Source organism: Inquilinus sp. YAF38 (assembly GCF_052113205.1).
Lineage (GTDB): Bacteria > Pseudomonadota > Alphaproteobacteria > DSM-16000 > Inquilinaceae > Inquilinus.
The window spans coordinates 36,981-60,901 of record NZ_JBFRCU010000014.1; the positions used below are offsets into that span (position 1 = coordinate 36,981).

Sequence of the window (23,921 nt, forward strand, 5' to 3'; positions counted from 1 at the left end):
TGGATTGCCGGATCAAGCCCGGCAATGACAGGTAAGAGAAAGCCTCCTGTTCGGAGCATCTATGCTTGAACCTGTTCATGCTCTGGGCCTACTGCGCGACCTTGGCGTTCCAGCCGGCGACCCAGGCCTCGCGGTTCTCCAGCATCGCCGCGGGCGTGATGAAGCTGAGGCTGGCCGCGGTCTCGGCGCCGTAGGTCAGCGCCTCCGCCGTCCCAGCCGGCACCTCGACCGATTTGTTGGCCGGGCTGTCGACCAGGTCCATGGCCAGCCTGGTCTGGACTTCCTGGGACAGCCAATAGTCGATGAACTTCAGCGCCAGCGCCTCGTTCTTCGTGCCCTTGACCAGGGTCAGCACGTTCATGCCGCCGGTCTGGCCCTCGCTCGGCGTCGCCCATTTGATCGGCAGGTCGAGCTTCTTGATGTTGGCCCAGCCGAAGCGGCCGACCACCGCCGCCAGGATCTCCTCCTGCTCGAACAGCTGCGGGATCTGCGAGCCGCGCTCATAGAAAGTGACCACGTCCTCGCGATGCGCGGCGATGGCGTCGATGCCGGCCTTCAGGTCGGGGGTGGTGCCGCCCTCGGCCTTGTCGATCATGTAGAGCGCCAGCGGCCCCTGGGTGGTGGTGATGTTCGGCAGGGCGATGCGGCCGGCCAGCTCGGGCTTGAACAGGTCCTTCCAGCTGGCGATCGAGACCTTGTCCGAGCGGTAGACGATGCTGGTCGAGTAGAAGGTGTAGCCGACCGCCAGATGGCCGCCGAGCGGGTCCTGGGCGAGGTCGTAGAGCGCGGCGTAATTCGACAGCTTCGACACGTCGATCGGCTGGATCAGGTCCTTCCTCGCCGCCTCCAGCGCGTTGAAGTCGGCGATCGCGGCGACGTCGATCACCGGCGCCGCCTTGTTGGCCTCCAGCTTCGCCAGCCGCTCGCTGCTGTTGCCGGTCTCGACCACCAGCTTGCAGCCGCAGTTCGCCTCGAACGGGTCGTACAGGTCTTTCTTATAGGCGTCCTGCGCTATGCCGTAGACCGAGATGGTCAGAATCGGCGTCTCGGCGAAGGCGGGCGAGAGGCCGAGAACAGTCAGCGCGGCGCCGGCGGCCATGCGTGTCGAGATCATGAAGCACCCCCTCTTCGGTTGTCGTTGACGTGTCGCGGGCAGGCGGTCGAGGCCCGGAGCACGAGCTCGACCGGGAACAGCCGCGCGCCCTGCCGCTCGCCGGTGGCGACAGCCAGAGCATGGTCGGCGATGGCGGCGAGGTCCTGCCGCACGGTGGTCAAGGGCGGCGAGACGATGCGCGCCCACATCAGGTCGTCGAAGCCGGTGACCGAGACGTCCTGCGGCACCCGCACCCCGCGCGCGGCCAGGGCGGTGACGAAGCCGACGGCCAGCGCGTCATAGGCCGCGGCGCAGGCGGTGACGCCGGCGAGGTCGGCCGCGGCGCCGATCTCCGCCCCCATCTCGAAGCTGGTGACGGAATGCCGGATGTGCGGGGTGATGTCGGCCCGGGCGAAGACCTCGCGCATGCCGTCGGTGCGCTCGCGCGCCACCTTGGAATCCTTCGGCCCGGCCAGCAGCAGGATGTCGCGGTGGCCGAGCCCGATCAGGTGGCCGGCGATCTGGCGGCCGCCGTCGCGATGGTTGCTCGCCGCCGTGTTGCCGCGGGTGGCGGCGCTGTCGATCACCGCCACCGGCACCGGGATCGCGGCGGCGTCGACCGTGGTGCCACGGGTCGGGATGATCACCAGCGCGTCGATGCCGCGGCCGAGCAGGTTGGCGATCTCGGCCGCCTGCCCCGCCGCCGTGCCCAGGCTGTCGCCGACCAGCACGGCGACGCCGCGGCTCTTGGCGGCGCGCTCGATCGCCTGGGCGAAGATCGGAAACAGCGGCTGGCCGAAATCCGGCACGATCAGGCCGATGGTGGCGCTGCGGCCGGTGCGCAGCGCCCGGCCGGCATGGGCCGGGATGTAGCGCAGCTCCGCCGCCAGCGCCCGGATCCGCCCCGCCAGCTCCGGCGACAGCCGCCCCTTGCCGCGCAGCGCGTTCGACACGGTCGCCCGCGACACGCCGAGAGTGCGCGCGAGATCGAGCATGGATGGCGGCTTGCCGGGCATCGGCTTCTGGTGTCACGATTAAGCAGATTGCACGATTAACCATGCAATCGCTGCAGCGCAAGCCGAAACCGCGAGCGGCTGCGCCTACCCTCCCCTCACTCGGCGCCGGCCGGAGCGGGGATCGCCTCGCCGTGTCGGTGACCAAGAGCGGCTTCCGGTGAGACGGAAGGCTTCACGCGGAACCAGGTGGCGTAGAGCGCCGGCAGGAACAGCAGGATGAGCACGGTGCCGATGGCCGTCCCGCCGATCAGCGTGTAGGCCATCGACCCCCAGAACACCGAATGGGTGAGCGGGACGAAGGCCAGAACGGCGGCGAGCGCCGTCAGGATGACCGGCCGGGCGCGCTGCACGGTCGCCTCGACCACGGCGTGGTAGTCGTCGAGCCCGGCATCCTTGTTCTCCTTGATCTGCCCGATCAGGATCAGGGTGTTGCGCATCAGGATGCCGGCGAGCCCGATCAGCCCCAGGATGGCGTTGAAGCCGAAGGGCTGGTTGAAGGCGAGCAGGATCGGCACGGCGCCGACCAGGCCGAGCGGGGCGGTGAGCATCACCATGGCGGTCGCCGAGAAGGAGCGGACCTGCAGCATGATGAAGACCAGCATCAGGGCGACCATGATCGGGAACACGGCGGCGAGCGCGGCATTCGCCTTGCCCGCCTCCTCGATCGAGCCGCCCATCTCGATGCGGTAGCCGTCGGGCAGCGAGGCGATCAGCGGCTGCAGGGCCTGCATGACATGCTTCGAGACTTCGGGCGGCTGGGTGGCCTCGCCGATGTCGGAGCGGACGGCGATCGTCGGGATCCGGTCGCGCCGCTTCATGATCGGATCTTCCATGCGCACCTCGGCGTGGCCGATCTGGTCGAGCGGGATCAGTCGCCCGTCGCGGCTGGTGAGCGAGAAGTCGGTGAGGCGGGCGGGATCGAGCCGCTCGCCACCGGCGCTGCGGGCCACCACGTCGACGGTGCGGATGTTCTCGCGAACCTGCGTGACGGTGACGCCGGTGAGCAGGAACTGCAGTTGCTGCGCCGCTTCCGCCGGCGACAGGCCGATCAGGCGCAGCCGGTCCTGGTCGAGGACATAGCGCAGGGTCGGCACGCGGTTGCCCCAGTCGCGATTGGCCTGCTGCACGTCGGGCACGCCCCGCATGATGGCGAGAGCCTGCTCGGAGATCCGGCGCAGCTCGCCGGCATCCGGCCCCATGATCCGGAACTCGACCGGGAACGGCGTGTAGGGGCCGAACACCAGCTGGGTGATGCGCAGATAGGCCTCGGGCGCCAGCCCTTCGGCCACGGCCGTGCGCAGCCGGTGCTTCAGGGCCTCGCGGGCCTCCGCGTCCGGCGTCAGGATGACGATCTTGGCGAAGGCGGGGTCGGGCAGTTCCGGGGACATGGCCAGGAAGAAGCGCGGCGCGCCCTGGCCGACATAGCTGGTGACGATCTGTGCCTCCGGCTGGTCCGCCAGCCAGCGCTCGACCGTCTCGACCGTCCGCTCCGTCGCCTCGATGCTCGTACCCTCCGGCATGCGCACCTCGACCAGCACCTCGGGACGATCGGAGGTCGGGAAGAATTGCTGCTTCACCGCGCCCATCCCGATGACGGAGAGCACGAAGACGATCCCCACCGCGCCGCAGGTCAGGAATTTGTGGCGCACGGCGAAGGCGATGACCCGGCGCAGGCGCCGGTAGTTCGGCGTGTCGTAGATGGCGTGGTGCCCACCTTCGACCGGCTTGATCTCGGGCAGCAGCTTCACGCCGAGATAGGGCGTGACCGCGACCGCCACGACCCAGGAGGCGATCAGGGCGAAGCCCACGATCCAGAAGATGTTGCCGGCATATTCGCCGGCGGTCGAGCGCGCGAAGCCGACCGGCATCAGCCCGACCACCGTCACCAGCGTGCCCGACAGCATCGGCGCCGCCGTGTGGCTCCAGGCATAGGCCGCGGCCGCGATCCGGTCCATGCCCTCCTCCATCTTCACCACCATCACCTCGATGGCGATGATGGCGTCGTCGACCAGCAATCCGAGCGCGAGGATCAGGGCGCCGAGCGTGATGCGGTCGAAGAAGCGGCCGGTCTCCAGCATCACGAGGAACACAACCGCGAGGGTGAGGGGAACCGCGGCCGCGACGACGATGCCGACCCGCCAGCCGAGGCTGAGCAGGCTGACCAGCAGCACGACCCCGAGCGCCATGAAGAATTTCAGCATGAACTCGTCGACGGACTCCGTGATGTTCACCGCCTGGTCGGTCACCTTGGTCAGGCTGAGCCCGAGCGGCAGGGCGCCGGCCACCTTCGCCGTCTCCGCCTCCAGCGCGCGGCCGAGGTCGAGGCCGTTCCAGCCGCCCTGCATCACCACGGACAGCATCAATGCCGGCTCGCCCTGATGACGGATGATGAAGGTCGCCGGGTCCTCGTATCCGCGCCGGACATCGGCGATGTCGGAGAGCTTGAGCGTGCGGCCGCCGGCGGCGATCGGCGTGTCGGCGATCTTCTGAAGGTCGTCATAGGCACCGTCGAGACGGATGAAGACCTGCGGTCCCTCGGTGTCGATCGAACCCGCCGGCGTCACCGCGTTCTGCCGCTGCAGGGCGACGAAGATGTCCTGCGCCGAGACGCCGAGCGTGACCAGCTTGGCATAGGAGAACCCGACGAAGATCCGTTCCGGCCGTTCGCCGAGAATGTCGATCTTCTTGACGCCGGGCACCTGAAGGAGCTGCTGGCGGATCGCCTCGCCCTGCCGGACCAGAGCGCGCATCGGCATGCCGTTGGCCTTCAGCGCGTACAGCGCGAAGCTGACATCCGAGTATTCGTCGTTGACGAACGGGCCCATGGCCCCCGCGGGCAGCTTCCGGGCCTCGTCGCCCAGCTTCTTGCGGGCCTGGTAGAACTGCTCCTGCACCGCGGCCGGCGGGGTGCCGTCCTTCAGGGTGAGCGTCATGAAGGCCAGCCCGGGCCGCACCATGGTCTCGACCCGGTCGTACCAGGCCAGCTCCTGCAGGCGCTTCTCGAGCGGCTCGGCGACGAGATCCTGCATCTCCTGCGCCGTCGCGCCCGGCCAGGCGGTGGTGACGGTCAGCGTCTTCACGGTGAAGGCGGGGTCCTCGGCGCGGCCGAGTTCGAGGAAGGCGAAGGCGCCGGCAATCGCGATGGCGATGATGAAGAACAGCGTCACCGCACGCTCGCGGACGGCGAGCGCCGAAAGATTGAAGCTCATGGCGAATCCGCCTTTGCCACCAGGGTGCGGACGGTCTCGCCGTCATGCAGGAGGTGGGCGCCCAGCGCCGCGATCCGCTCGCCGGATTCGACGCCCGACACGATCGCGGTCTCCTCACCGAGCCGGCGTATCGTCACCGGCCTGAAGCCGACCGTGGATTTGGCCTGGTCGATCACCCAGACGCCGGTCTTGCCGCCATTGTCCAGAACGGCGCCGATCGGGACCTCGACGTCTTGGGCGGCATCGGCATCCGCGATCCACAGCGTCACCGTCGCGCCCAGCGGCGCCGATGCCGCATCGCCATCCAGCACGTAGCGCGCCTCATAGGTCCGGGTCTGCGGGTCGGCTGAATCCGACAGTTGCCTCAGGCGGGCGGGCCAGCGCCGCTTGTCGAGGCCGTAGACGGTCGCCTCGGCTTGGGAGCCCAGGACCGGCCTGACCGCCTCGGGAAGCGCGACGATGGCCTCGCGCGGCCCGGCATGGGCCAGCCGCACCACCACCTGTCCGGCGGTGACGACCTGGCCGGGCTCGCCGAGCGTCTCCATGACCACGCCGTCCGCGTCGGCCGCGAGGATGGAATATCCGGCCTCGTTCGCCGCGACTCTGGCCTCGGCTTCGGCGGCGGCGAGCTGCGCCTCGGCGGAGTCCAGCGCCGCCTTGGCCTGCTCATGGCGCTGCTTCGTCGCCCATCCCTTGGCAACGAGATCGGCATATCTCTTGTCGTCCGCGCGGGCCTGCACCGCGACTGCCCGGGCGGCGGCCACCGCGTTCTGCCTGGCGGTCAGGGCAAGGCTCAGGTCATTCTCGTCGATGCGCATCAGCGGCTGGCCGGCGGCGACCCGCTCGCCGATATCGACCATGCGTTCGACGATCTTGCCGGGCACGCGAAAGCCGAGATTGCTCTGCACCCGCGCCGAAATCGAACCGGTGAACGCGCGCTCGGCATGCCCGACCCGCTTGGCCTCGGCGATCGCGACGACCGGCGGAGCGCTGCGCGGATCGTCCTGCACCCTTCGCTCTTCGGCCGCTCCGGAGACCACGACGAAGCCCGCCACGCCAGCGGTCAGCAACGGGAGAGCGACGAGGAGCAGAAGGTACGTCTTTTTCATGAGCGGGTTTCCGACAGCTGGGGTGGCGGCTCCGGAAGGCGGAATCGAACGCAAGCCCGGAAATCAGTGGATATGCACATATATGGCCGACCTTCGAGACTGGTGCCCATCATTCAGCCCCTCTCCGTAGCCTGGAAGCGCTCCAGCGAGGATGTCAGTTGCGCGAATTCTTCCGGCGGGATGCCCGCAGTGACCGCCCGCTGGGCCTGATGCCAACCGTCCTTGGCCTCGGCCAGGATCCCCTCCCCGGCTGCCGTCAGGGTGATGCGCCGCGCCCGCGCATCGTGCTCGTCGGTGGCCACGCGCAAAAGCTCGCGCCGGGCCAGCGGTTTCAGGTTCTTGGTCAGGGTCGTACGGTCCATCCCGAGCACCTCCGCCACTTCCCCGATGGTCGGGGACCGAAGCTGCCGGAGCGCGATGAGGATGGAGAACTGCCAGTTGTTGATCCCGAGCGACCGGAACGCTTCGTCGAAACGGCGGCCGATGATCCGCCCCGCCCGCTGGATGCGCTGGCACAGACAGGTGCGGACGATGAGGTCGGCGGTTTCGTCGTCGAGAGCTTGCGAAGAGGACATGCCGCCTAAATAGGTGCATATGAACGTATCGTCAAGAGGGAGCGCTTGGTGCTGGAGCCGGGCGAAGCCGCATCCTGCTTGAAAATGCCGACGGAGAAATTATCTAGTTCACTAGATAATGCTGCACTAGTGTATCGCGATGCCTGAGATCGAACCCGATGCCCGTCGCCAGGTCGGCACCCAGCTTTCATTCGCGCTTTACGGTGCGGCCAACCGGATGGCCCGCCTCCACAAACCATTCCTGGAGCCGCTGGGTCTGACGTTCCCGCAGTATCTGGTGATGCTCGAACTTTTCGCGGGCACGCCGCGCGCTGTCGGAGAGTTGGGCACGAAACTCGGCATGGATACAGGGACGATCACGCCGCTTCTCAAACGGCTCGAAGCATCCGGCATGGTGACCCGGACACGCGACCGCGACGACGAGCGCCGTGTCCTGATCAACCTTACAGCGGGCGGCGAGGCCCTGCGCGAGGAGCTCTGGGGCATCACCGACAAGATCAAGACTGCCTGCCGGCTTACCGACGACGGGCTGACCGAACTCAGGGACACGCTCGATGCGTTCGCCCGCCCCGCCCGCGACTGAAAGGACATCCTATGAAGATCGGAATCATCGGCGCAGGAAATATCGGCGCGACTCTGGCCCGAAAGCTTGCCGCCAGCGGCCACGAGATCAAGCTCGCCAATTCGAAGGGGCCGGACTCCATCCGCGATCTGGCTCGCGACGTCGGCGCCACCGCCGTCTCGAAGGAGAATGCCGTTCAGGGCGTCGAGGTGGTCGTCCTTTCGATTCCGTTCGCAAAGCATTCCGAGCTCTCGAACCTCTTCAAGGACGTGCATGCCGGCATCGTCGTCATCGACACGTCCAATTACTATCCGTTCCGTGACGGCGCGATTGCCGAGGTCGTTGGCGGCAAGCCCGAAAGTATCTGGGTCGGCGAGCGGATCGGTCGACCGGTCGTCAAAGCCTGGAACGCCGTGCTGGCGGCAACGTTGTCCGAGAAGGGACGACCGGCCGGAGCATCGGGTCGCATCGCCATTCCAGTCGCGGGTGACGATCTGAAGGCCAAGGCCATTGCCATGGAACTGGTAAAAGCCACCGGTTTCGATGCGGTGGATTCAGGGGGCCTCGCCGAATCCTGGCGGCAGCAGCCCGGCACCCCTGCCTATTGCACGGAACTGACGGCGAACGAACTGGAGCCGGCGCTGCAGTCCGCCGATCGGTCCCGTGCTCCCGGCAACCGTGAAGCCCTCATCCGGGAGTTCATGGCAGCCGGCGACAAGCTCGCCCATGACGACATAGTCGCCCGCAACCGCGCCGTGACGGCGTGATTGTAGAACCTACTAATGCGCCCGGCGCTGCGCCGCGACGAGGCGGGAGATGCGGACGAAGTCGAGCACGGCCGGCGAGGTCTCGCCGGCCGGCCAGGCGATGGCCAGCTCCACCGCCTGCGGCAGGTCGTCGAGCGGCCGGTAGGCCAGCTCCGGCAGCGGCATGTGCGACACCCAGGACGGCACGATGCCGAGGCCGACGCCGGCGGCGGCCAGGGTGACGATCGACAGGGTGTGTGAGGCGTCCTGCACCACCATCGGCCGCACCCCGGCCTGGCGGAACGCCTCCAGCACCAGGTTGCTGTAGCTGGCGCCGAGGATCGGCGCATAGCCGATGAAGGGCTGGCCGGAGAAATCGCGCAGCGACAGGTCCGGCTTGGACGCGAGCGGATGGTCCCGCGGCAGCACCGCGACGAAGCCCTCGCTCGACAGCCGCTCCATCTGCATGAAGCCGGCTGCGGTGGTGGGCCGGATGAAGGCGACGTTGATGCCGCCGGTGTCCAGGGTCTTCAGCTGCTCGGCCGTGGTCAGGGGCACGACGTCGACCGAGACCGCGGGATAATCCTGGCGGAACGCGCGGATGATGCCGGGCAGGAACTGCGACAGCGCCAGATGCACGCCGCCGACGACGAGGTGGCCGACATGCTCGCCCGAGATCGCCCTGGTGTGGGAGATGGCGCGGTCCAGGCCGCTCAGCACGTCGCGCGCGTGGCGCAGCAGGATCTCGCCGGCCGCGGTCAGCTTGACCCGCCGCGTGGTGCGGTCGAACAGGCGCACGCCCACCCGCTCCTCCAGCTGCCGGATCTGCTGGCTGAGCGGCGCCTGGGCCATGCCGAGGCGGTCGGCGGCACGGCCGAAATGCAGCTCCTCCGCCAGGCAGGCGAAGTAGCTCAGATGCCGCAGCTCGATGCCCCTATTCATATCTGCGAGATATAAATGCCTTTGTATTTTTGTGATAGATCCCATGGGATCGCTGTGGTTCGCTAGCCCCTTCGATGCCCCGGATCGGCCGCTGTCCTGCCGATCGCGGGCCCTCTCCCGAGACCGGCCCTGCCCGCCCCCGACACGGAGAAGGCTGCTGTATGGTGCGCTTCTGGTCGGTGAAAGCCGCACGGACCCTCCTGACGCTCTGGTTCGTGGTGACCTTCGCCTTCATCGTCCTGCGGGTCTCGGGCGACCCGGTGCAGTCGCTGCTGGGCCCCGACGCCACGATCGAGGAGATTGCGCAATTCCGGGAGGCCTGGGGCCTCGACCGGCCGCTGCCCGAGCAGTATCTGCGCTATGTCGTGCAGATGGCGTCGGGCCAGTTCGGCACCTCCTACCGCGACGGCAGGTCGGTGACCGAGATCATCGCCGAGCGCGTGCCGTGGACCGTGCTGCTCGGCCTGTCCGCCTATGCCGTCGCCATCCTGGTCGGGGTGCCGGCCGGCATCGTCGCGGCGCTGCGCCGCGGCTCTGCCCTCGACCGGCTGGTGATGGGCTTCGCCGTGTTCGGCTTCGCTTTGCCGAACTTCTTCCTCGGCATCCTGCTGATCCTGCTGTTCTCCCTGACCCTGCAATGGCTGCCAAGCTCGGGCACCGGCTCGATCCTGCACCTGCTGATGCCGGCCGCGACCCTCGGCGTCTACACCGCCGGCACGCTGGCCCGCTTCACCCGCTCGGCGATGCTGGAGGTGCTGGACAAGCCCTATATGCGGGCCGCGGCGGCGAAGGGTGCGCCGCCCTTGTACCGGGTGCTGCGCCACGCCCTGCCCAACGCCGCCATCCCGATCGTCACCGTCATCGGCCTCAATCTCGGCGCGCTGGTCGGCGGCGCGGTGGTGGTGGAAACGGTGTTCGCCTGGCCCGGCATCGGCCGGCTGCTGGTCACCGCCGTGACCTCGCGCGACCTTGCCGTGGTGCAGGCGCTGGTGCTGCTGGTCGCCGTCACCATGGTCGCGGCCAATCTGGCGGTCGACCTGCTGTACGGGCTGCTCGACCCGCGCATCCGCACGGCGCGCTGAGGGCCGGGCGATGCGGCGCTTCCCCTGGCTCCTTGCAGCGGCCTTCGCGATCCTGGCGGCGGCGCTGCTGGCCGCCCTGTTCGGCGGCTGGCTGACGCCCTATGGCGTGACCCAGCAGAACCTGCTCGCCCGGCTCAAGCCGCCGGCGTTCCTGGGCGGCGATCCGCGCCACCTGCTCGGCACCGACCGGCTCGGCCGCGACATGGTGGCCCGGCTGGTCGGCGGGCTGCAGATGTCGCTGTCGGTCGCCGTCGCCGGCACGGTGATCGGGGCGGTGGTCGGCTGCGCCATCGGCTTCATCGCCGCGCATTTCCGCGGCTGGGTCGAGGAGTCGCTGATGATGCTGGTCGACTTCCAGGCGTCCCTGCCCTTCATCCTGATCGCGCTGACCCTGCTGGCCTTCTTCGGCAACAGCCTGACGCTGTTCGTCATCCTGATGGGGCTGCATGGCTGGGAATCCTATGCCCGGCTGGCGCGCGGCGTGGTCCTGTCCGCCGCCAGCCAGCCCTATGCCAAGGCGGTGGTGGCGCTGGGCGCTTCGCCGATGCGCCTGTACCTGCGGCACATCCTGCCGAACGTGGCGAGCGCGCTGATCGTCCAGGTCACGCTGAACTTCCCGCAGATCATCCTGCTCGAGACCTCGCTGAGCTTCCTCGGCCTCGGCATCCAGCCGCCCATGACCAGCCTGGGCCAGATCCTCGGCGATGGCCGCGAATACCTGTCCAGCGCCTGGTGGATCGCGGTCTGGCCCGGGCTGGTGATCTTCGCCGTCACCCTTTCGATGAGCATCGTCGGCGACTGGCTGCGCGACCGGCTGGACCCGATGCTGCGCGTCCGCACCGCCTGACAACGAAACAAGCAAAGGAGGCTTCGATGTTCACAAGACGCGGTTTCGGCAAGCTGGCGCTCGGCGCCGGCGCCGTCTCGCTGGCGACGCCGCTGCGATACGGGCGGGCGGCGGACCGGCCGGTGCTGACCATCGCGGTCGACAACCTGTGGCAGACGATGTCGCCGATCAACGGCCTCAGCACCACCTCGAACCGGATCTTCCCGAACTTCTATGAGGCGCTGATCGAGCGCGACTACCTGTCCGACCCGAACGGCCTGGCGCTGCAGCCGAAGCTGGCGACGAAGTGGGAGCGGAACGGCACGGTCTGGACCATCGAGTTGCGCCAGGGCGTGAAGTTCCACGACGGCACGGACATGACGGCCGAGGACGTCGCCTTCACCCTCGGCGCCGACCGGCTGTGGGGCCCGAAGCCGTTCGAGCCGCGCGGCAAGACCTTCACCGCCGGCTTCAAGCGGGTCGAGGCCACCGGGCCACACACCATCGAGATCGAGACCGCCACGCCCGACCCGAACGTCCCGGGCAAGCTGACCGGCAATATCGGTCTGGTGGTGCCGAAGAAATACTATCTCGAGGTCGGCGTCGACCGCTTCGGCCAGGCGCCGATCGGCACCGGACCCTACAAGGTCACCACCTTCCGCTCCGGCGAGGTGATGGTGCTCGACGCCTTCGACGGCTATTGGGGCGACCCGCCGCCGGCGCGGCAGCTGGTGTGGAAGATCGTGCCGGAATTCGCGGCACGCCTGGCCGGGCTGGTGTCGAAGGAGTTCGACTTCATCGTCAACATCCCGACCGACCAGGAGCCGACGCTGGCGGGCTATCCCGAGGTCAAGCTGGTCCGGCGCCAGGTCGAGAACTACCCGGCCTTCGCCTTCAACACCCTGCCCGACCCGCCGGACAATCCGCTGGTCGACTCGAAGCTGCGCTACGCCATGGTGCAGGGCGTCAACATGGACGAGATCGTCACGGCCCTGTTCGGCGACAGCACCTTCCACCCGGCGGTGCCGTTCAACTTCACGGAATACGGCAGGTTCTACGACCCCGAGGCGAAGCCGAAGCTGCCCTTCGACCCGGAGCGGGCCAAGGCCCTGGTCAAGGAGACCAGCTATGACGGCCAGAAGCTGCTGTGGCACATCACCCGGCAGTTCTATCCGAACTACGAGGCCGCGGCCGAGGTGATGGTCGAGCAGTGGCGCGAGATCGGCGTCAATGTCGAGGCCCAGGTGCTGGACAATTTCGAGCTGGTCTATCGCCGGCCCTATCACCTGATGAACATGTCGATGAGCTCGGACTTCATCCCGGGCGACCCGTACCAGCCGCTGTGGCTGGATTGGGGCCCGACCGCGACCCGCTCCACCGCGAGCTGGAAGACCTGGACACCGACCGACAAATTCGTCGAGCTCGGCCGCGCCTTCGAGAAGGAGATCGAGTTCGAGAAGCGCAAGGCGGCCTATCTCGCCTTGTCCGAGGAATGGCAGCGGGTCACGCCGGGCTTTTACCTGTGGAAGAGCGTCTACAACTGGGCGCATCGCGGCGACATCCAGTGGACGCCGATCGGCGACAGCGACATGCGCCTGTATGGCGGCTACCTGAAGCTGGGCTGAGACCGATGCCGCTGCGCAAGCACGCCCTGAAGGACATGACCTTCGTGGAGTTCCGCGAGCGTCTGGCCGAGCGCCCGGTCATCCTGCTGCCCTTCGGCAGCCAGGAGGAGCAGGGCCCGCACGCCCCGATGGGCGACTTCATGCTGACCGAGCGGCTGTCGCTGCTGGCGGCGGAGGCGGCGGACGCGATCGCCGCCCCCACCGTCCCCTTCGGCTATGCCGATTTCTTCCGCACCGTGCCGGGCGGCATCCAGCTGCGCCCCGAGACCTTCTCGGCCGTGCTGGAGGACACGGTGACCGCCTTTCTCGACCATGGCGTCGAGCATCTGGTGGTGTTCAACGGCCACAGCTCGAACGCGCCGCTGATCGACCAGACGCTGCGACGCCTGCGGCGCGAGCGCGGCGTGGCGGTGGCGGCGCTGAACATCTGGCGCCTGATCCCGCCGGAGCTGTGGCGGGAGCTGCACGGCGACAAGGCCGGGCAAGCCCGCGGCCATGGCGGCGACCCGCTGACCTCGGTCTATCTGCACCTGTTCCCGGAGCTGATGCGGCCCGACCTGGTGCGCCCGGCGACGCCCTCCCAGGCCTTCGGCCTGCCGACCGACGGCGTCGCCGCGGTCAGCTTCGAGGGGCTGCCGGTGCAAATGCCGCTCGACGTCACCGAGGTCAACCCGGACGGCATGCTGGGCGGCGATCCCACCCTGGCCGATGCCGCGATCGGCGCGCGGGTGGTCGAGCACATCACCGGTTTCACCGCCCGCTTCGTCGCCCATTTCCGCCGCTGCGACCCGCGCCGGGTCGAGACGGCGCCGGCATGACGCCGCTGCTCGCCATCGAGGATCTGCGGGTGCCGCTGCCGCCGGCGGCGGAGCGGCCGGATGCCGTCTCCAACCTATCGCTGACGCTCGGCCGCGGCGAGATCCTCTGCGTCGTCGGCGAATCCGGCTCCGGCAAGTCGATGACGGCGCTGGCGGTGATGGGGCTGCTGCCGGCCAACCTGCCGGCGGCGAGCGGCCGCGTGCTGTTCGAGGGCCGCGACCTGCTGGCCCTCCCCGAGCGGGAGCGACGCGACCTGGCCGGCCGTCGCATCGCCATGATCTTCCAGGAGCCGAGCGCCGCGCTGAACCCGATCTACCGGGTCGGCGACCAGGTGGCCGAGACCTTCCGGCTGCACACCAAGCTCTCCGCCGCCGAGATCCGGGAGCGGGTGCTGGCGCTGTTCCGCGAGGTCCGCCTGCCGGACCCCGAGCTTCTGTATCACAGCTATCCGCACCAGCTGTCCGGCGGGCAGTGCCAGCGCGTGATGATCGCGACGGCGCTGGCGCTGGACCCCGCCATCCTGATCGCCGACGAGCCGACCACCGCGCTCGACGTCACCACCCAGGCGCAGATCCTGCGGCTGATGCTGGACCTGCGGCAGCGGCACGGCACCGGCATCCTGTTCATCACCCATGATTTCGGCGTGGTCGCCGAGATCGCCGACCGGGTCGCGGTGATGCAGAATGGCAGGCTGGTCGAGGAAGGCCCGCGCGACCGCGTGCTGCGGCGGCCGGAGGCGGCCTACACAAGCGACCTGCTGGCCGCGGTGCCGATGCTGGAGCCACGGCGCGCCCGGCCGGGGCTGGGCCCGATCGCGGTCTCGGCCAAGGGCATCGCCAAGACCTTCCGCAAATCCGGGCTGTTCGGCGGCGGCCGCAGCGTCAAGGCGGTGGACGGGGTCGATGTCGAGATCCGCCGCGGCGAGACGCTGGGGCTGGTCGGCGAATCCGGCTCCGGCAAATCCACTTTGGCACAATGCGTCATCCGGCTGATCGAGCCCGAGCGCGGCGACATCACCCTACCGGGCGGCTCCTTCTCTGCCCTCAGGGGCAAGACGTTGCGGGCGGCGCGCCGGCGGGTGCAGATCGTGTTCCAGGATCCCTACAGCGCGCTCGACCCGCGGCAGAGCGTCGGCGCCGCCATCGCCGAGGGGCCCACCATCCATGGCGTCGACCGGGCGGCGGCGCGGGACCGCGCATTGCGGCTGCTCCAGGCCGTCGGCCTCGATGCCGAGGCGGCGGTCCGGTTCCCGCATGAATTCTCCGGCGGCCAGCGCCAGCGCATCTGCATCGCCCGGGCGCTGGCGATCGAGCCGGACCTGCTGATCGCCGACGAATCCGTCTCGGCGCTCGACGTCTCGGTCCAGGCCCAGATCCTCGACCTGCTGGCGGAGATGCAGCAGCGGCTGGGCTTCGCCATGCTGTTCATCACCCACGACCTGCGCGTGGCCAGCCGGATCTGCGACCGCATCGCCGTGATGCGCCAGGGCCGCATCGTCGAGGAGGGCGAGCCCGCCGCCCTCTTCGGCGCCCCGCGTGAGGCCTACACCCGCGAGCTGCTGTCGGCCGTGCCCGGCCGCGACTGGGACCGGAACGCCGCCGGGCCGGAAGGAACGAAGCTGCATGAGAAAGTATGAGATCGGCGCCGTGCCGCCACAGATCGCCCCGGCCCTGGCCGAGAAGCTGGCCGGGGTCGAGATCGCCACGATCGGCCATTTCCGCCATCGCGGCTTCGTCCATCGCAGCATCGCGCCGTTGCAGCCGGTGCGCGGGACGCTGGTCGGCACGGCCGTCACGGTCGCCATCCCGGGCACGGATTCGACCCTGCTGCACCATGCCATCGGCCTGCTGCGGCCGGGCGACGTGCTGGTGATCGACCGGCTCGGCGACGACCGCCATGCACCGGCTCGGCGACGACCGCCATGCCTGCCTCGGCGGCGGCGTCGCCCGGGCGGTGAAGCGGGCCGGCGCGGTGGCGATGGTGCTCGACGGCCCCTGCACCGACCCGGAGGAGATCCGCGAGGCCGGGCTGCCGGTCTGGTGTCGCGGCGCCTCCGCCATCACCACCCGGCTGAACGATCTGGGCGGGGCGCTGAACCTGCCGGTGTCCTGCGGCAACGTCCCGGTGCTGCCGGGCGATGCGATCCTGGCCGATGCCACCGGCGTGCTGGTCCTGCCGCCCGGCGAGGCCGAGGCCGCCGCCGACGAGGCGATCGCCCGCGAGGCCCGCATCGCCGAGCGGCAGGCCCGCGCCCGGGCCGGGCAGACGCTCGGCGACCTCTCCGGCGCCAGCCGCCTGGTCGCCGCCGACCAAGAGGCCAACCAAGGCTGATCCCCGCTACGCTGGTGCCCCGGGTCGAGTATTGGGGAAGGTGCCGCGAGAGTATTCGGTGGGCGGGTCTTGAATGCGCCTAAACCCCGAAGGCCGGCCACGCGTTCAGGTCGTCGATCTCCTTCCAGGCGCGGACGCAGGCGTCAGTCGGGTCGAGGCCCAGGAAGATCGCGGCCTCGGCCCATCGGCGCCGCAGCAGGCCGAGCAGCGGCTTCCCCGCCTGATTGATCCATTTGCGCATCTCGTCGGGCACGGCCCCCTTGTCGCCCGCATTGAGCCGCGTGAGCATCGTCGACTTCGCCAGGTTCCCGCCACCGAGATTGTAGGTCCATGAGATCAGGGCCGCAGCCTCCCGCGTGAGCAGGGCGACCTTGACCCGTTGATCGACGTCCCGGGCCGATCCCTCCATGTCCCGCTGCAGCAGGATCTCGGCCTCGGCCTCGGTGATCGGCGGGGTCTTCGACGTCACCGGCTTGCCGTTCTTGTCGAAGATACTGCCGTAGCCGATGGTCATCGTTCCGCCAGGCAGGCTGCCGTTGTCGTCATAGGGATGGGGGATGAAGCTCTCGATGCGCTTGACGACGACCGTGGCTGCCAGCGGGACCGACTTGTCCCACGGCTTGTTCAAATCACTCATTGCAATAGCTCCCAGGCATCAAATAATATTTACAGGAAATTGGCGTCTCGGCGGCATGACGGCCCTATCTACGAGCCTCGGGCGGCCAGATCGATCAGATATTGGGTGGGGTTCAGCAGGCTGGGTGGCCGCGGCTTGTGCGCCTTCCAGCTCGAATTCTGGATGGTGCCGGAGATCGGGATCGCGAGGGCCTTCGGAGCCTTGGCCATCAATGCCTCCATGAAACAGGATAATGAAACGACTTCGATCAATGGCGCGCATATCGGGCCGAGCTTGGCTGGGACGGTAATGTCCCGGCGACGGAAACGCCGCCCATCTCGACCTTGGCAGAAACGGATCGGATGATAGTGCCGCCGCGGCGATCCCGTCATCCCTCAAACGGGGTATGTCGGTTTGGCAGCTGCCTTCCGGACCGATCCCTGCCGGGAAGGTCCGCGAGGGCACCTGGCACGGCGGCTCGGCCGGCGGGTGGGCCGGTCTTGAACGTGGCCTGAAGAGCGAAATCAGCCAAGCCGACCGCGCGGGGACCGTTCAATCTTCGGTCAATCGAAGCGAGGCGGTTCGGCGGCGGTGCGAAGCGCCTCCAGCAACGCCGCCGAGGGCCGCCCCGTGACCGGCAAAGCATGGCTCCCCTGGAAGGTGGCAATCGCGGCCCGGGTCTTGCGCCCGAGCCGGCCATTGGCCCGACCGGCATCCAGGTTCAACTTACCCAGAAGCAGCTGGATTTCCCTGATCTGGGCGCTGGTGGCCGGCCGCTCCGGCGCGATTGCCGGTAGCGTGGCAGTCCCGACTGGCGGAGACACGGTTGCCATCTGGCCGGAGCCGGCCGGCGCCGGCGCCGCTCGATTGTCCGGGACCTGCTGCGGGCTCTCGTCGGCCGCTGCGGTTTGGGCCGGTGCCAGACGCCCGGCGTCCAGCGCCGCCTGCAGCCTCGCCAGCGCCTGCTTCCCCGGCTCGTCGCCGGCCTTGGCTGCGATCCGGTACCAGCCGGCGGCCATCACCGGGTTGGGTGGACCGAGCTCGCCAGCTTCATACAGGCGGCCCACCTCGTACGCGCCGCGGGGATTGCCGGTGACGCTGGCCTTGCGGAACCAGGTCATCGCCTCCCTCGCGTCGCGCGGCACGCCGAGACCCTGTTCCCACAGAAAGCCGAACGCATAGGCGGCATCGGCTTTGCCCCGGTCGGCGGCACGGCGGTACCAGTAGGCGGCGTGCTCATAGTTCTGCGGCACGCCCACGCCCTGTGCGAAGACGGTGCCGATCTCATACTCGGCATTCGCGTCGCCGGCGATGGCCTTGCGCGCCAGGTCGCGCAGTTCGGGAGAAGCGTTGTCCGGCAGCTGCAATTGGGCTGCCGGGTCACCGTCCGGGATCTGCGGCGATGGCGCGGCCACCCTGACAACGGGCGCCGAGACCGCGGGCATGGCCTGCGGAGTAATGATTGTGGCAGCTTCCTGCGGCGCTTCGGCGGAAGCCGTGTCGCCCCAGCCCAGTCCCAGGTCGTTCAGCGTGGAGCAGCCGACCAAAGTCAAGCCGAGCAGCACCGCCGCCGCGTGGCGGGCGGCGCCTCGGCGCATAGGGTTCGGCTCACGCTCGAGGCTGGTCCCATCATCGGCCAATGATTTCACCGAAGCTCCTCGCCGTTGCCGGATCGAGATTCGCCCCCAATACATCGGCCAGGCCCCGATGGCGACTCGGCAGGGGAAGAATTCACCGGCGGGCTGCTGGACGATGACTCATTGCCCGGATGATCGCGAGTGGCCCAATGGTACATCCCCTGCCTTGTCGCGCGTCCGATACGGGGTGGAGCTTCCCCGAATTCCGAATAGCCATACGTCCTTCGTGGTACTCACTGGCGCCGTATCGCTGCTGGCCCGCTCACCTGCGCGACAACACCGGCACAGGGGCATCGATCCGCGGCGATGATCGATCGGCCGCTGCCGGCCGGCCGGGCGCGTGGACATCGAGCAGCTCGGTCAGCCGTTCCAGGTTGCCGGCGGTCATCTCGGCGCGGGTGGCGAAGGCCAGCGCGCGCGCCTTGCGCTCGCCGTGGCGAAGGATCGAATACTTCTTCTGGTGCCGTATGCCGTCCTGGGTCCAATAGGCGACCCAGAAGGCGGTCGTGCCCTGCGGGCGGGCATAGCGCGAGACCCCCGGGATGCCGTAGGGGGTGTTCTTGCGCCGGATCAGCATTCTGCGCAGCGATCTGATCTGTCGGTGCTCTTCGAGATCTTTCATGGCGAACGCCTTGGCCGCGGCCTTGGCCCGCGCCGAGCTGCCGAACGCCCGGTCGGAGAAGAATTTGCGCGTATGCAGCCCAGCAACCGAGTACTGGACGAGCCAACCGAGCATCCGTTTCGTCTTATCGTCAATTCGACTGACGCGCATCGGACTCTCCAAACCGACCCGCGGAGTCTCGCATACTGTGCCGCTGATTAGCAGGATCGACTGGATACCGCTTCCGGATGAGACAAGCCGCCGACCCCTTGTCCGGCGCTCTACCCGCTCGCCCTGACCACCAGGCTGAGCTCCACCAGCTCGATCCCGCGCTCCGGCGTGCCGCCGCCGAGGCGGGTCAGCAGCATCCGGCCGGCGCGGCGGCCGATGTCGTCGCTGTCGATCCGCACCGTGGTCAGCCCCGGCTCCACCGCCTCCGCCAGCTCGATGTCGCCGAAGCCCGCCACCGCGAGGTCGCCGGGCACGGCGAGGCCGCGGCGCCGCGCCTCGAACAGCGCGCCGATCGCCAGCAGGTCGTTGCCGAAGAACGCCGCGTCGAGCGGCTCGCCCTGCCCCAGCAGCGTGGCCATCGCCTGGCGCCCCTCGGCCAGCCCGGCAGGTCCCTCGACCGACAGCTCCGCCGCCGGCCGCAGGCCGTGCTTGGCCAGGCCTTCCTTGAAGCCCTGCAGCCGCAGGACGCCGCGGCCGCCGCCGCGGCCGACATAGGCGATGCGGCGATAGCCGCGCTCGCCGAAATGCTCGCCGACCAGCCGGCCGCCATCAAAATTGGAGAAGCCGACCAGCATGTCGATCGGGTCCTGCGGATAGGCCCAGGTCTCCATCACCGGCACGCCGAGCGAGCGCAGCGCCTCACGGTTCCCTTCCAGCTCGATCACCCCGGTGAACAGCACCGCGGCGGGCTTGAGGTCGCGCAACGACTGGATCATCGCCGTCTCGCGGGCATAGGAATAGGCGGTCTCGCCTGTCATCAGCCGGTAGCCCGCCGGCTCCAGCACCTCGGCGCAGGCCCGCACCGCGCGGGAGAATTGCGGGTTGGCGATGTTGGAGACGAAGGCGGCGACCAGGGTCGACGGCGCGGCCCCGGCCGACGCCGCCGCCGGCCGGCCGCCGGAGCGCAGGCGGATGGCGTCCTGGTTCGGCGCGTAGCCGGTCTGCTCGATCGCCGCCTGAATGCGGCGGCGCTTGTCCTCCGCCACCTTCTCCGGCTGGCGCAGCGCGCGGGACACGGTGATCGGCGACACCCCGGCGATGCGCGCGACCTCATCGATGCGGGGCGGCCGCTTCTCCGAATCCGTCATCCCTTCCCCTCCGCCCCGCCTTCGCCTCGCCCCGGTCACCGGCCGGCGTCCAGCACCTCGGCTACCTGAATCAGACAGTCGCCCGGTTCGCACCGGCTGTGCAACCGGTGCGAGATCACCACCCCGGCCTCGGCGAAGCGCAGCGGCGCCTCCGCGATCTCGAGCCGGTCGAGGTCGTGATACCAGCCGGCCAGGTCCCCGACCTGAACCTCGGCGCCGACCTCGACCGCCGGCTCGAACCAGCCGGGGGCCGTGGCATAGATCGCCTGGGCATGCCGGGCCAGGGACAGCAGGCGCATCGGCACCACCTCCGGCGCCGGGCCCAGCAGGGGCGCATCGATGATGCCGAGCGCCAACAGCAGCGCGTCGATCGCGGCCGAGGCGCCGCGCATCGTCGCCGGGGTCACGGTGCCGCCGCCGCCGAACTCGCCGGACAGGCCGATGATGCCGGCCCGCGCCGCGGCACCCATCGAGGTCGGCGCCGCCGGCCMGTTGTCGGCGATGAAGCCGTAGGGCAGCCCGAGCGCCCGCATCAGCGCCACCCCCCGTTCCTGCCGCGCCGGCTCGGCCTGGCGCTCGATCAGGGCGCAGGGCAGATGCGCCATCGAGGTGCCGCCGGAATGCAGGTCGAACACCACATCGTGGCGCGGGAACAGCTCATGCTCGAGGAAATCGGCGATGCGCTGGGTCGGGGTGCCGTCCGGGTCGCCCGGGAAGGCGCGATTGAGGTTGCCGCCGTCCAGCGGCGAGCAGCGCTTCGACGCCCGTACCGCCGGCGCGTTGGTCATCGGCAGGATGGTCACCGCGCCGCGCATCCGGGCCGGGTCCAGCCGGCGGATCAGCCGGGCCAGGGCGAACTCGCCCTCATATTCGTCGCCATGATTGCCGGCCAGCAGCAGCACGCGCGGGCCATCGCCGTTCCTGATCCGCGCGACCGGCACCTTGACCTGGAAATAGGGCGACCGGTCGACCGAGAAGGGCACGCCCAGATGGTCCAGGACGCGGCCGTCGGCGTCGAAATCGATGGTGTGGAACAGGCCGGTGTGCATCAGCCGAAGCAGGTGGGATAGGCGGCGCGGACGCGGCCCTGGCCGTCGATGCCCCAGATCACCCGCCAGCGGTCGAGGCAGGTGCAGGGGTGGGAGATGCCGAACTCGATCACGTCGCCGACCGCGACCGGGCTGTCGGCGCCGAGCGCCAGGAATCCATGCTGGTCGTTCAGCTTCATCACCCGCGCCTCTTCCGGACGGGCGAAGGCGGCCAGCGGCCGGCCGTCGCGATGCAGGCGCAGCGGCGTCGGCAGGTCCTGGTCGAAAGACACGTCGCGCATGCCCATGCCGCAGATGGCCAGCCCCGGCGCCGGGCGCGACAGCACCTCGGCCCAGATCCGCAGCACCGGGCGGAACCCGTCCGACGCGCTCGCTGTCTCGCCGCCGAGACGGAACCCCTGCCGGGCGTCGAGCGCCGCCAGGCCGCGCTTGTAGATGCCGTGGTCGTGGAAGAAGATCGCGCCGCTGCGCAGCACCAGCCGGGCCTTGCCGTCCGCCGCCGCCACGGGGCCGAGATGCTGCACGATCATGTCGAAATAGACCGAGCCGCCGGCCGTCAGGATCAGCGGCGCCTGCGGCCCGGCGGCCGCGCGCACCTTTTGGAAGGCCTGGGCGGCCAGCGCGGCGAGGTCGGCGATCGCCATCCGCGTCCGCTCCGCATCCGCCGTTGCCGCCGCACCCTCATAGGCGCCGACACCGGCCAGGCGCAGCCGGCCCTCGCTGGCCTGGATGGCGTCGATCACCCGCTCCGCCGCCAGGTCGCGGGCGCCGGCGCGGCCGGACCCGACCTCGACCACCACCGGCAGCGGCGCCAGCCGCTCCTCGCCCCAGGCGGCGTCGAGCGCCGCAGCGGCTTCGGGGGAATCGACGAAGGCGTAGATCTCGGCCCGGGGATAGGCCTCGTGCAGCCGGGCCAGCCGGCGCGCCCCGCCCGGGCCGCCGACCTGGTTGGCCAGCAGCAGCCGGTTCAGCCCGGCGCGCAGCATCACCGCGGCCTGGCGGATGTCGGCCACCGTGGTGCCCCAGGCCCCGGCCGCGACCAGCGAGGCGGCCAGCGCCGGCGCCATCGGCGTCTTGGCATGCGGCGCGATCACCGCCCCCTGCTCCGCCGCATAGCGCAGCATCAGCGCGCGGTTGTCGGCGAAGGCGTCCTCGTCCAGGGTCAGCACCGGCAGCGACATGATGCCCTCGGCCGGATGCCAGCCCTGCGCCGCCACGTCGTCCAGCGGGATCGGCCCGGCGCCCGGGGGCACGCCCCGGATGCCGTCATGCAGCATGTCCGCTTCCCGCACGATGATCCCGTCGGCCACGATCGCCGCTCCCCTTCCCTGCTATGGTCTTTCTTAGACGGCAGCGGCAGGTTATCTGTCAAGACAACGTTGTCATCGAGCAGGACGGTTATCCTGCGGGAGCAGCTTCGTGACCCAGCTTTATGACGGCCCGATCATCGACGCCCACCACCATCTTTGGGACCTCTCGATGGACCGCCATCCCTGGCTGCGCCCGGCGCAGGGCGAGATGGTGTTCGGCGACAACGCGCGGCTGCGCCGGAACTACCTGCCGGCGGATTACCGGACGGATGCAAAGAACCAGCCTGTAGTCGCGACCGTGCACATCGAGGCCAGTTGGGACCCGGCCGACCCGGTGGCGGAGACCGAGTGGCTGGAGACGCTGGACAAGGCCGACAGCACCGCCAGCCGGTATGTCGCCCATGTCCCGCTCGAGTTATCGGACGCGGCGGCGCTGCTCGAGCAGCAAGCCGCGTTTCCCCGCGTCGTCGGCATCCGCGATATCCTGAGCTGGCATCCCGACCCGGCGCGCAGCTTCGTCGCCCGGCCGGACCGGATGGACGACCCGTCCTGGCGCCGCGGCTTGGCCCTGCTCGCCGCGCTCGGCCTGAGCTTCGACCTGATGATCTATCCGGGCCAGATGGCGGATGCGCTGCGGCTGGTGCGCGACTTTCCGGACCAGGTCTTCATCCTGAACCATTGCGGCAGCCCGGCCGACCGCGACCCGGAGGGCATGGCCCGCTGGCGCACCGGCCTGGCCGCGCTGGGCCGCGAGCCCAACGTCCATCTCAAGATCTCCGACCTCGTCGCCTACGACCATGACTGGACGCCGGACAGCCTGCGCGACGTTGTCCTGACCTGCCTCGACGCCTTCGGCCCCGGCCGGTCGATCTTCGCCAGCGACTTCCCGGTGGCCGGGCTGCACGCGTCCTTCGACCAGGTCTGGGACGGCTTCAAGGCCTTCACCGCCGACCTGACCCCGGCCGAGCAGCGCGCCTTGTTCCACGACAACGCCCGCCGGCTGTATCGCCTTTGATATGTCTTGAAGGTAGCTACGCCTCGGCGATCATTGCGATCGAGACCTTGAGCCCGAGCATGCGGACAGGGAGCTTGGCTCCCTGTCGTGCCGGCGGGTCGGTCGGAAACCACCTCACCCATTCTTCATTCATGCCTGGAAAGTCGTCCTCATCGGCAAGGATGACGGTGGCGCTGACAGCCTTGTCGAGCGTGGTTCCGGCTGCTTTCAGAATGGCTGAGATGTTCCGCAGGGCTTGCGCCGTCTGCTCCTGTATCGTCTCGCCGACGATCTTGCCCGTCGCCGCGTCGTAGGCGGCCGTCCCTGAGACGAACACCAGTCCCGCACACTTGACCGCATGACTGTAAAAGGGTGGAGCCTTGGGAAGATCATCGGCGGAAACAATGGTCCGCGACATGTCGCTGCCCCTCATCCTCTGATGACTGTCTCCTCGCACCCG

General features: G+C 69.2%; 23 protein-coding genes and 1 pseudogene. 10 read left to right on the plus strand and 14 right to left on the minus strand.

Annotated features, from left to right (window positions below; translation table 11 throughout):
• Positions 1-88 precede the first annotated feature (88 nt).
• The 5 genes from AB4Z01_RS08920 to AB4Z01_RS08940 all read right to left on the minus strand — a co-directional run bounded on the left by AB4Z01_RS08920 (position 89) and on the right by AB4Z01_RS08940 (position 7,002).
• Entirely contained in the window at positions 89-1,114 is a 1,026-nt protein-coding gene (locus AB4Z01_RS08920) for an ABC transporter substrate-binding protein (RefSeq protein WP_441692531.1), read from the minus strand.
• Positions 1,111-2,088 carry a LacI family DNA-binding transcriptional regulator gene (locus AB4Z01_RS08925; RefSeq protein WP_441692533.1) on the minus strand — a complete coding sequence of 326 codons (978 nt, stop codon included), beginning with the start codon at positions 2,086-2,088 and terminating at the stop codon, positions 1,111-1,113. The genes AB4Z01_RS08920 and AB4Z01_RS08925 overlap by 4 nt, the downstream gene beginning before the upstream one ends.
• Before the next feature lie 116 nt (positions 2,089-2,204).
• Positions 2,205-5,318 carry an efflux RND transporter permease subunit gene (locus tag AB4Z01_RS08930; RefSeq protein WP_441692535.1) on the minus strand — a complete coding sequence of 1,038 codons (3,114 nt, stop codon included), beginning with the start codon at positions 5,316-5,318 and terminating at the stop codon, positions 2,205-2,207.
• Positions 5,315-6,481 (minus strand): efflux RND transporter periplasmic adaptor subunit, encoded by a 1,167-nt coding sequence (locus tag AB4Z01_RS08935; protein WP_441692537.1) that lies wholly within the window; start codon positions 6,479-6,481, stop codon positions 5,315-5,317. The genes AB4Z01_RS08930 and AB4Z01_RS08935 overlap by 4 nt, the downstream gene beginning before the upstream one ends.
• Before the next feature lie 59 nt (positions 6,482-6,540).
• Complete coding sequence (locus AB4Z01_RS08940; protein WP_441692539.1) at positions 6,541-7,002, minus strand: MarR family winged helix-turn-helix transcriptional regulator; 462 nt, start codon at positions 7,000-7,002, stop codon at positions 6,541-6,543.
• Between the two features lie 139 nt (positions 7,003-7,141).
• On the opposite strand from AB4Z01_RS08940, the gene AB4Z01_RS08945 reads away from it, so the two are divergent.
• Together AB4Z01_RS08945 and AB4Z01_RS08950 are read left to right on the plus strand one after the other, a co-directional pair.
• The gene (locus AB4Z01_RS08945) at positions 7,142-7,585 is read left to right on the plus strand and encodes a MarR family winged helix-turn-helix transcriptional regulator (protein ID WP_441692541.1); all 444 of its coding nucleotides are present in this window, start codon (positions 7,142-7,144) and stop codon (positions 7,583-7,585) included.
• A gap of 11 nt (positions 7,586-7,596) precedes the next feature.
• On the plus strand, positions 7,597-8,331 hold the full coding sequence (locus AB4Z01_RS08950) for an NADPH-dependent F420 reductase (RefSeq protein WP_441692543.1): 735 nt from the start codon (positions 7,597-7,599) through the stop codon (positions 8,329-8,331).
• A 12-nt stretch (positions 8,332-8,343) separates the two neighbouring features.
• Here the strand turns inward: AB4Z01_RS08950 and AB4Z01_RS08955 are convergent, their stop codons facing one another.
• A complete protein-coding gene (locus tag AB4Z01_RS08955) occupies positions 8,344-9,252 on the minus strand; it encodes a LysR substrate-binding domain-containing protein (protein WP_441692545.1) in 909 nt (302 codons plus the stop codon).
• Positions 9,253-9,413: 161 nt separating this feature from the next.
• Between AB4Z01_RS08955 and AB4Z01_RS08960 the strand changes: the two genes are divergently transcribed.
• From AB4Z01_RS08960 to AB4Z01_RS08990, 7 genes and pseudogenes are all read left to right on the plus strand, one after another.
• Positions 9,414-10,334, plus strand: a complete 921-nt coding sequence (locus AB4Z01_RS08960; RefSeq protein ID WP_441692546.1) for an ABC transporter permease — start codon at positions 9,414-9,416, stop codon at positions 10,332-10,334.
• Between the two features lie 10 nt (positions 10,335-10,344).
• Positions 10,345-11,181: an ABC transporter permease gene (locus AB4Z01_RS08965; RefSeq protein ID WP_441692548.1), complete on the plus strand. Its 837-nt coding sequence runs from the start codon at positions 10,345-10,347 to the stop codon at positions 11,179-11,181.
• A 26-nt stretch (positions 11,182-11,207) separates the two neighbouring features.
• Positions 11,208-12,785, plus strand: coding sequence for an ABC transporter substrate-binding protein (locus AB4Z01_RS08970; RefSeq protein WP_441692550.1), 1,578 nt, complete (start codon positions 11,208-11,210; stop codon positions 12,783-12,785).
• A 5-nt stretch (positions 12,786-12,790) separates the two neighbouring features.
• Positions 12,791-13,603 carry a creatininase family protein gene (locus AB4Z01_RS08975; protein WP_441692552.1) on the plus strand — a complete coding sequence of 271 codons (813 nt, stop codon included), beginning with the start codon at positions 12,791-12,793 and terminating at the stop codon, positions 13,601-13,603.
• Entirely contained in the window at positions 13,600-15,240 is a 1,641-nt protein-coding gene (locus AB4Z01_RS08980; protein WP_441692553.1) for an ABC transporter ATP-binding protein, read from the plus strand. Before AB4Z01_RS08975 ends, AB4Z01_RS08980 begins: the two co-directional genes overlap by 4 nt.
• Positions 15,227-15,478: pseudogene (locus AB4Z01_RS08985) on the plus strand (hypothetical protein); the annotation flags it as partial. The gene AB4Z01_RS08980 and the pseudogene AB4Z01_RS08985, both read left to right, overlap by 14 nt.
• A 22-nt stretch (positions 15,479-15,500) precedes the next feature.
• A complete protein-coding gene (locus tag AB4Z01_RS08990) occupies positions 15,501-15,935 on the plus strand; it encodes an RraA family protein (protein WP_441692555.1) in 435 nt (144 codons plus the stop codon).
• 79 nt (positions 15,936-16,014) lie between these two features.
• Here AB4Z01_RS08990 and AB4Z01_RS08995 read toward each other — a convergent pair whose 3' ends face one another.
• From AB4Z01_RS08995 to AB4Z01_RS09025, 7 genes are all read right to left on the minus strand, one after another.
• Complete coding sequence (locus AB4Z01_RS08995) at positions 16,015-16,572, minus strand: lysozyme (protein ID WP_441692557.1); 558 nt, start codon at positions 16,570-16,572, stop codon at positions 16,015-16,017.
• 68 nt (positions 16,573-16,640) lie between these two features.
• Positions 16,641-16,781: a hypothetical protein gene (locus AB4Z01_RS09000; RefSeq protein ID WP_441692558.1), complete on the minus strand. Its 141-nt coding sequence runs from the start codon at positions 16,779-16,781 to the stop codon at positions 16,641-16,643.
• A 333-nt stretch (positions 16,782-17,114) separates the two neighbouring features.
• Positions 17,115-18,200 (minus strand): peptidoglycan-binding protein, encoded by a 1,086-nt coding sequence (locus tag AB4Z01_RS09005; protein ID WP_441692560.1) that lies wholly within the window; start codon positions 18,198-18,200, stop codon positions 17,115-17,117.
• A gap of 250 nt (positions 18,201-18,450) precedes the next feature.
• A complete protein-coding gene (locus AB4Z01_RS09010) occupies positions 18,451-18,960 on the minus strand; it encodes an AP2/ERF family transcription factor (RefSeq protein ID WP_441692562.1) in 510 nt (169 codons plus the stop codon).
• A 110-nt stretch (positions 18,961-19,070) separates the two neighbouring features.
• Entirely contained in the window at positions 19,071-20,108 is a 1,038-nt protein-coding gene (locus AB4Z01_RS09015) for a substrate-binding domain-containing protein (RefSeq protein WP_441692564.1), read from the minus strand.
• Between the two features lie 35 nt (positions 20,109-20,143).
• On the minus strand, positions 20,144-21,157 hold the full coding sequence (locus AB4Z01_RS09020; protein WP_441692565.1) for a succinylglutamate desuccinylase/aspartoacylase family protein: 1,014 nt from the start codon (positions 21,155-21,157) through the stop codon (positions 20,144-20,146).
• On the minus strand, positions 21,157-22,467 hold the full coding sequence (locus tag AB4Z01_RS09025; RefSeq protein WP_441692567.1) for an amino acid deaminase: 1,311 nt from the start codon (positions 22,465-22,467) through the stop codon (positions 21,157-21,159). The genes AB4Z01_RS09020 and AB4Z01_RS09025 overlap by 1 nt, the downstream gene beginning before the upstream one ends.
• A 109-nt stretch (positions 22,468-22,576) precedes the next feature.
• Between AB4Z01_RS09025 and AB4Z01_RS09030 the strand changes: the two genes are divergently transcribed.
• Positions 22,577-23,482 (plus strand): amidohydrolase family protein, encoded by a 906-nt coding sequence (locus tag AB4Z01_RS09030; protein ID WP_441692569.1) that lies wholly within the window; start codon positions 22,577-22,579, stop codon positions 23,480-23,482.
• Between the two features lie 16 nt (positions 23,483-23,498).
• On the opposite strand, the gene AB4Z01_RS09035 is transcribed toward AB4Z01_RS09030, so the two are convergent.
• Positions 23,499-23,879 carry a RidA family protein gene (locus AB4Z01_RS09035; RefSeq protein WP_441692570.1) on the minus strand — a complete coding sequence of 127 codons (381 nt, stop codon included), beginning with the start codon at positions 23,877-23,879 and terminating at the stop codon, positions 23,499-23,501.
• Between the last annotated feature and the right edge of the window lie 42 nt (positions 23,880-23,921).

Bases quoted from the DNA above. Each gene is read 5' to 3' on its own strand.
- AB4Z01_RS08940 (WP_441692539.1), bottom strand. From the start codon at position 7,002: ATGTCCTCTTCGCAAGCTCTCGACGACGAAACCGCCGACCTCATCGTC.
- AB4Z01_RS08995 (WP_441692557.1), bottom strand. From the start codon at position 16,572: ATGAGTGATTTGAACAAGCCGTGGGACAAGTCGGTCCCGCTGGCAGCC.
- AB4Z01_RS08970 (WP_441692550.1), top strand. From the start codon at position 11,208: ATGTTCACAAGACGCGGTTTCGGCAAGCTGGCGCTCGGCGCCGGCGCC.
- AB4Z01_RS08925 (WP_441692533.1), bottom strand. From the start codon at position 2,088: ATGCTCGATCTCGCGCGCACTCTCGGCGTGTCGCGGGCGACCGTGTCG.
- AB4Z01_RS09035 (WP_441692570.1), bottom strand. From the start codon at position 23,879: ATGTCGCGGACCATTGTTTCCGCCGATGATCTTCCCAAGGCTCCACCC.
- AB4Z01_RS08980 (WP_441692553.1), top strand. From the start codon at position 13,600: ATGACGCCGCTGCTCGCCATCGAGGATCTGCGGGTGCCGCTGCCGCCG.
- AB4Z01_RS08975 (WP_441692552.1), top strand. From the start codon at position 12,791: ATGCCGCTGCGCAAGCACGCCCTGAAGGACATGACCTTCGTGGAGTTC.
- AB4Z01_RS09010 (WP_441692562.1), bottom strand. From the start codon at position 18,960: ATGCGCGTCAGTCGAATTGACGATAAGACGAAACGGATGCTCGGTTGG.
- AB4Z01_RS08965 (WP_441692548.1), top strand. From the start codon at position 10,345: ATGCGGCGCTTCCCCTGGCTCCTTGCAGCGGCCTTCGCGATCCTGGCG.
- AB4Z01_RS08960 (WP_441692546.1), top strand. From the start codon at position 9,414: ATGGTGCGCTTCTGGTCGGTGAAAGCCGCACGGACCCTCCTGACGCTC.
- AB4Z01_RS09000 (WP_441692558.1), bottom strand. From the start codon at position 16,781: ATGGCCAAGGCTCCGAAGGCCCTCGCGATCCCGATCTCCGGCACCATC.
- AB4Z01_RS08950 (WP_441692543.1), top strand. From the start codon at position 7,597: ATGAAGATCGGAATCATCGGCGCAGGAAATATCGGCGCGACTCTGGCC.
- AB4Z01_RS08955 (WP_441692545.1), bottom strand. From the start codon at position 9,252: ATGAATAGGGGCATCGAGCTGCGGCATCTGAGCTACTTCGCCTGCCTG.
- AB4Z01_RS08990 (WP_441692555.1), top strand. From the start codon at position 15,501: ATGCACCGGCTCGGCGACGACCGCCATGCCTGCCTCGGCGGCGGCGTC.
- AB4Z01_RS08920 (WP_441692531.1), bottom strand. From the start codon at position 1,114: ATGATCTCGACACGCATGGCCGCCGGCGCCGCGCTGACTGTTCTCGGC.
- AB4Z01_RS09015 (WP_441692564.1), bottom strand. From the start codon at position 20,108: ATGACGGATTCGGAGAAGCGGCCGCCCCGCATCGATGAGGTCGCGCGC.
- AB4Z01_RS08930 (WP_441692535.1), bottom strand. From the start codon at position 5,318: ATGAGCTTCAATCTTTCGGCGCTCGCCGTCCGCGAGCGTGCGGTGACG.
- AB4Z01_RS08945 (WP_441692541.1), top strand. From the start codon at position 7,142: ATGCCTGAGATCGAACCCGATGCCCGTCGCCAGGTCGGCACCCAGCTT.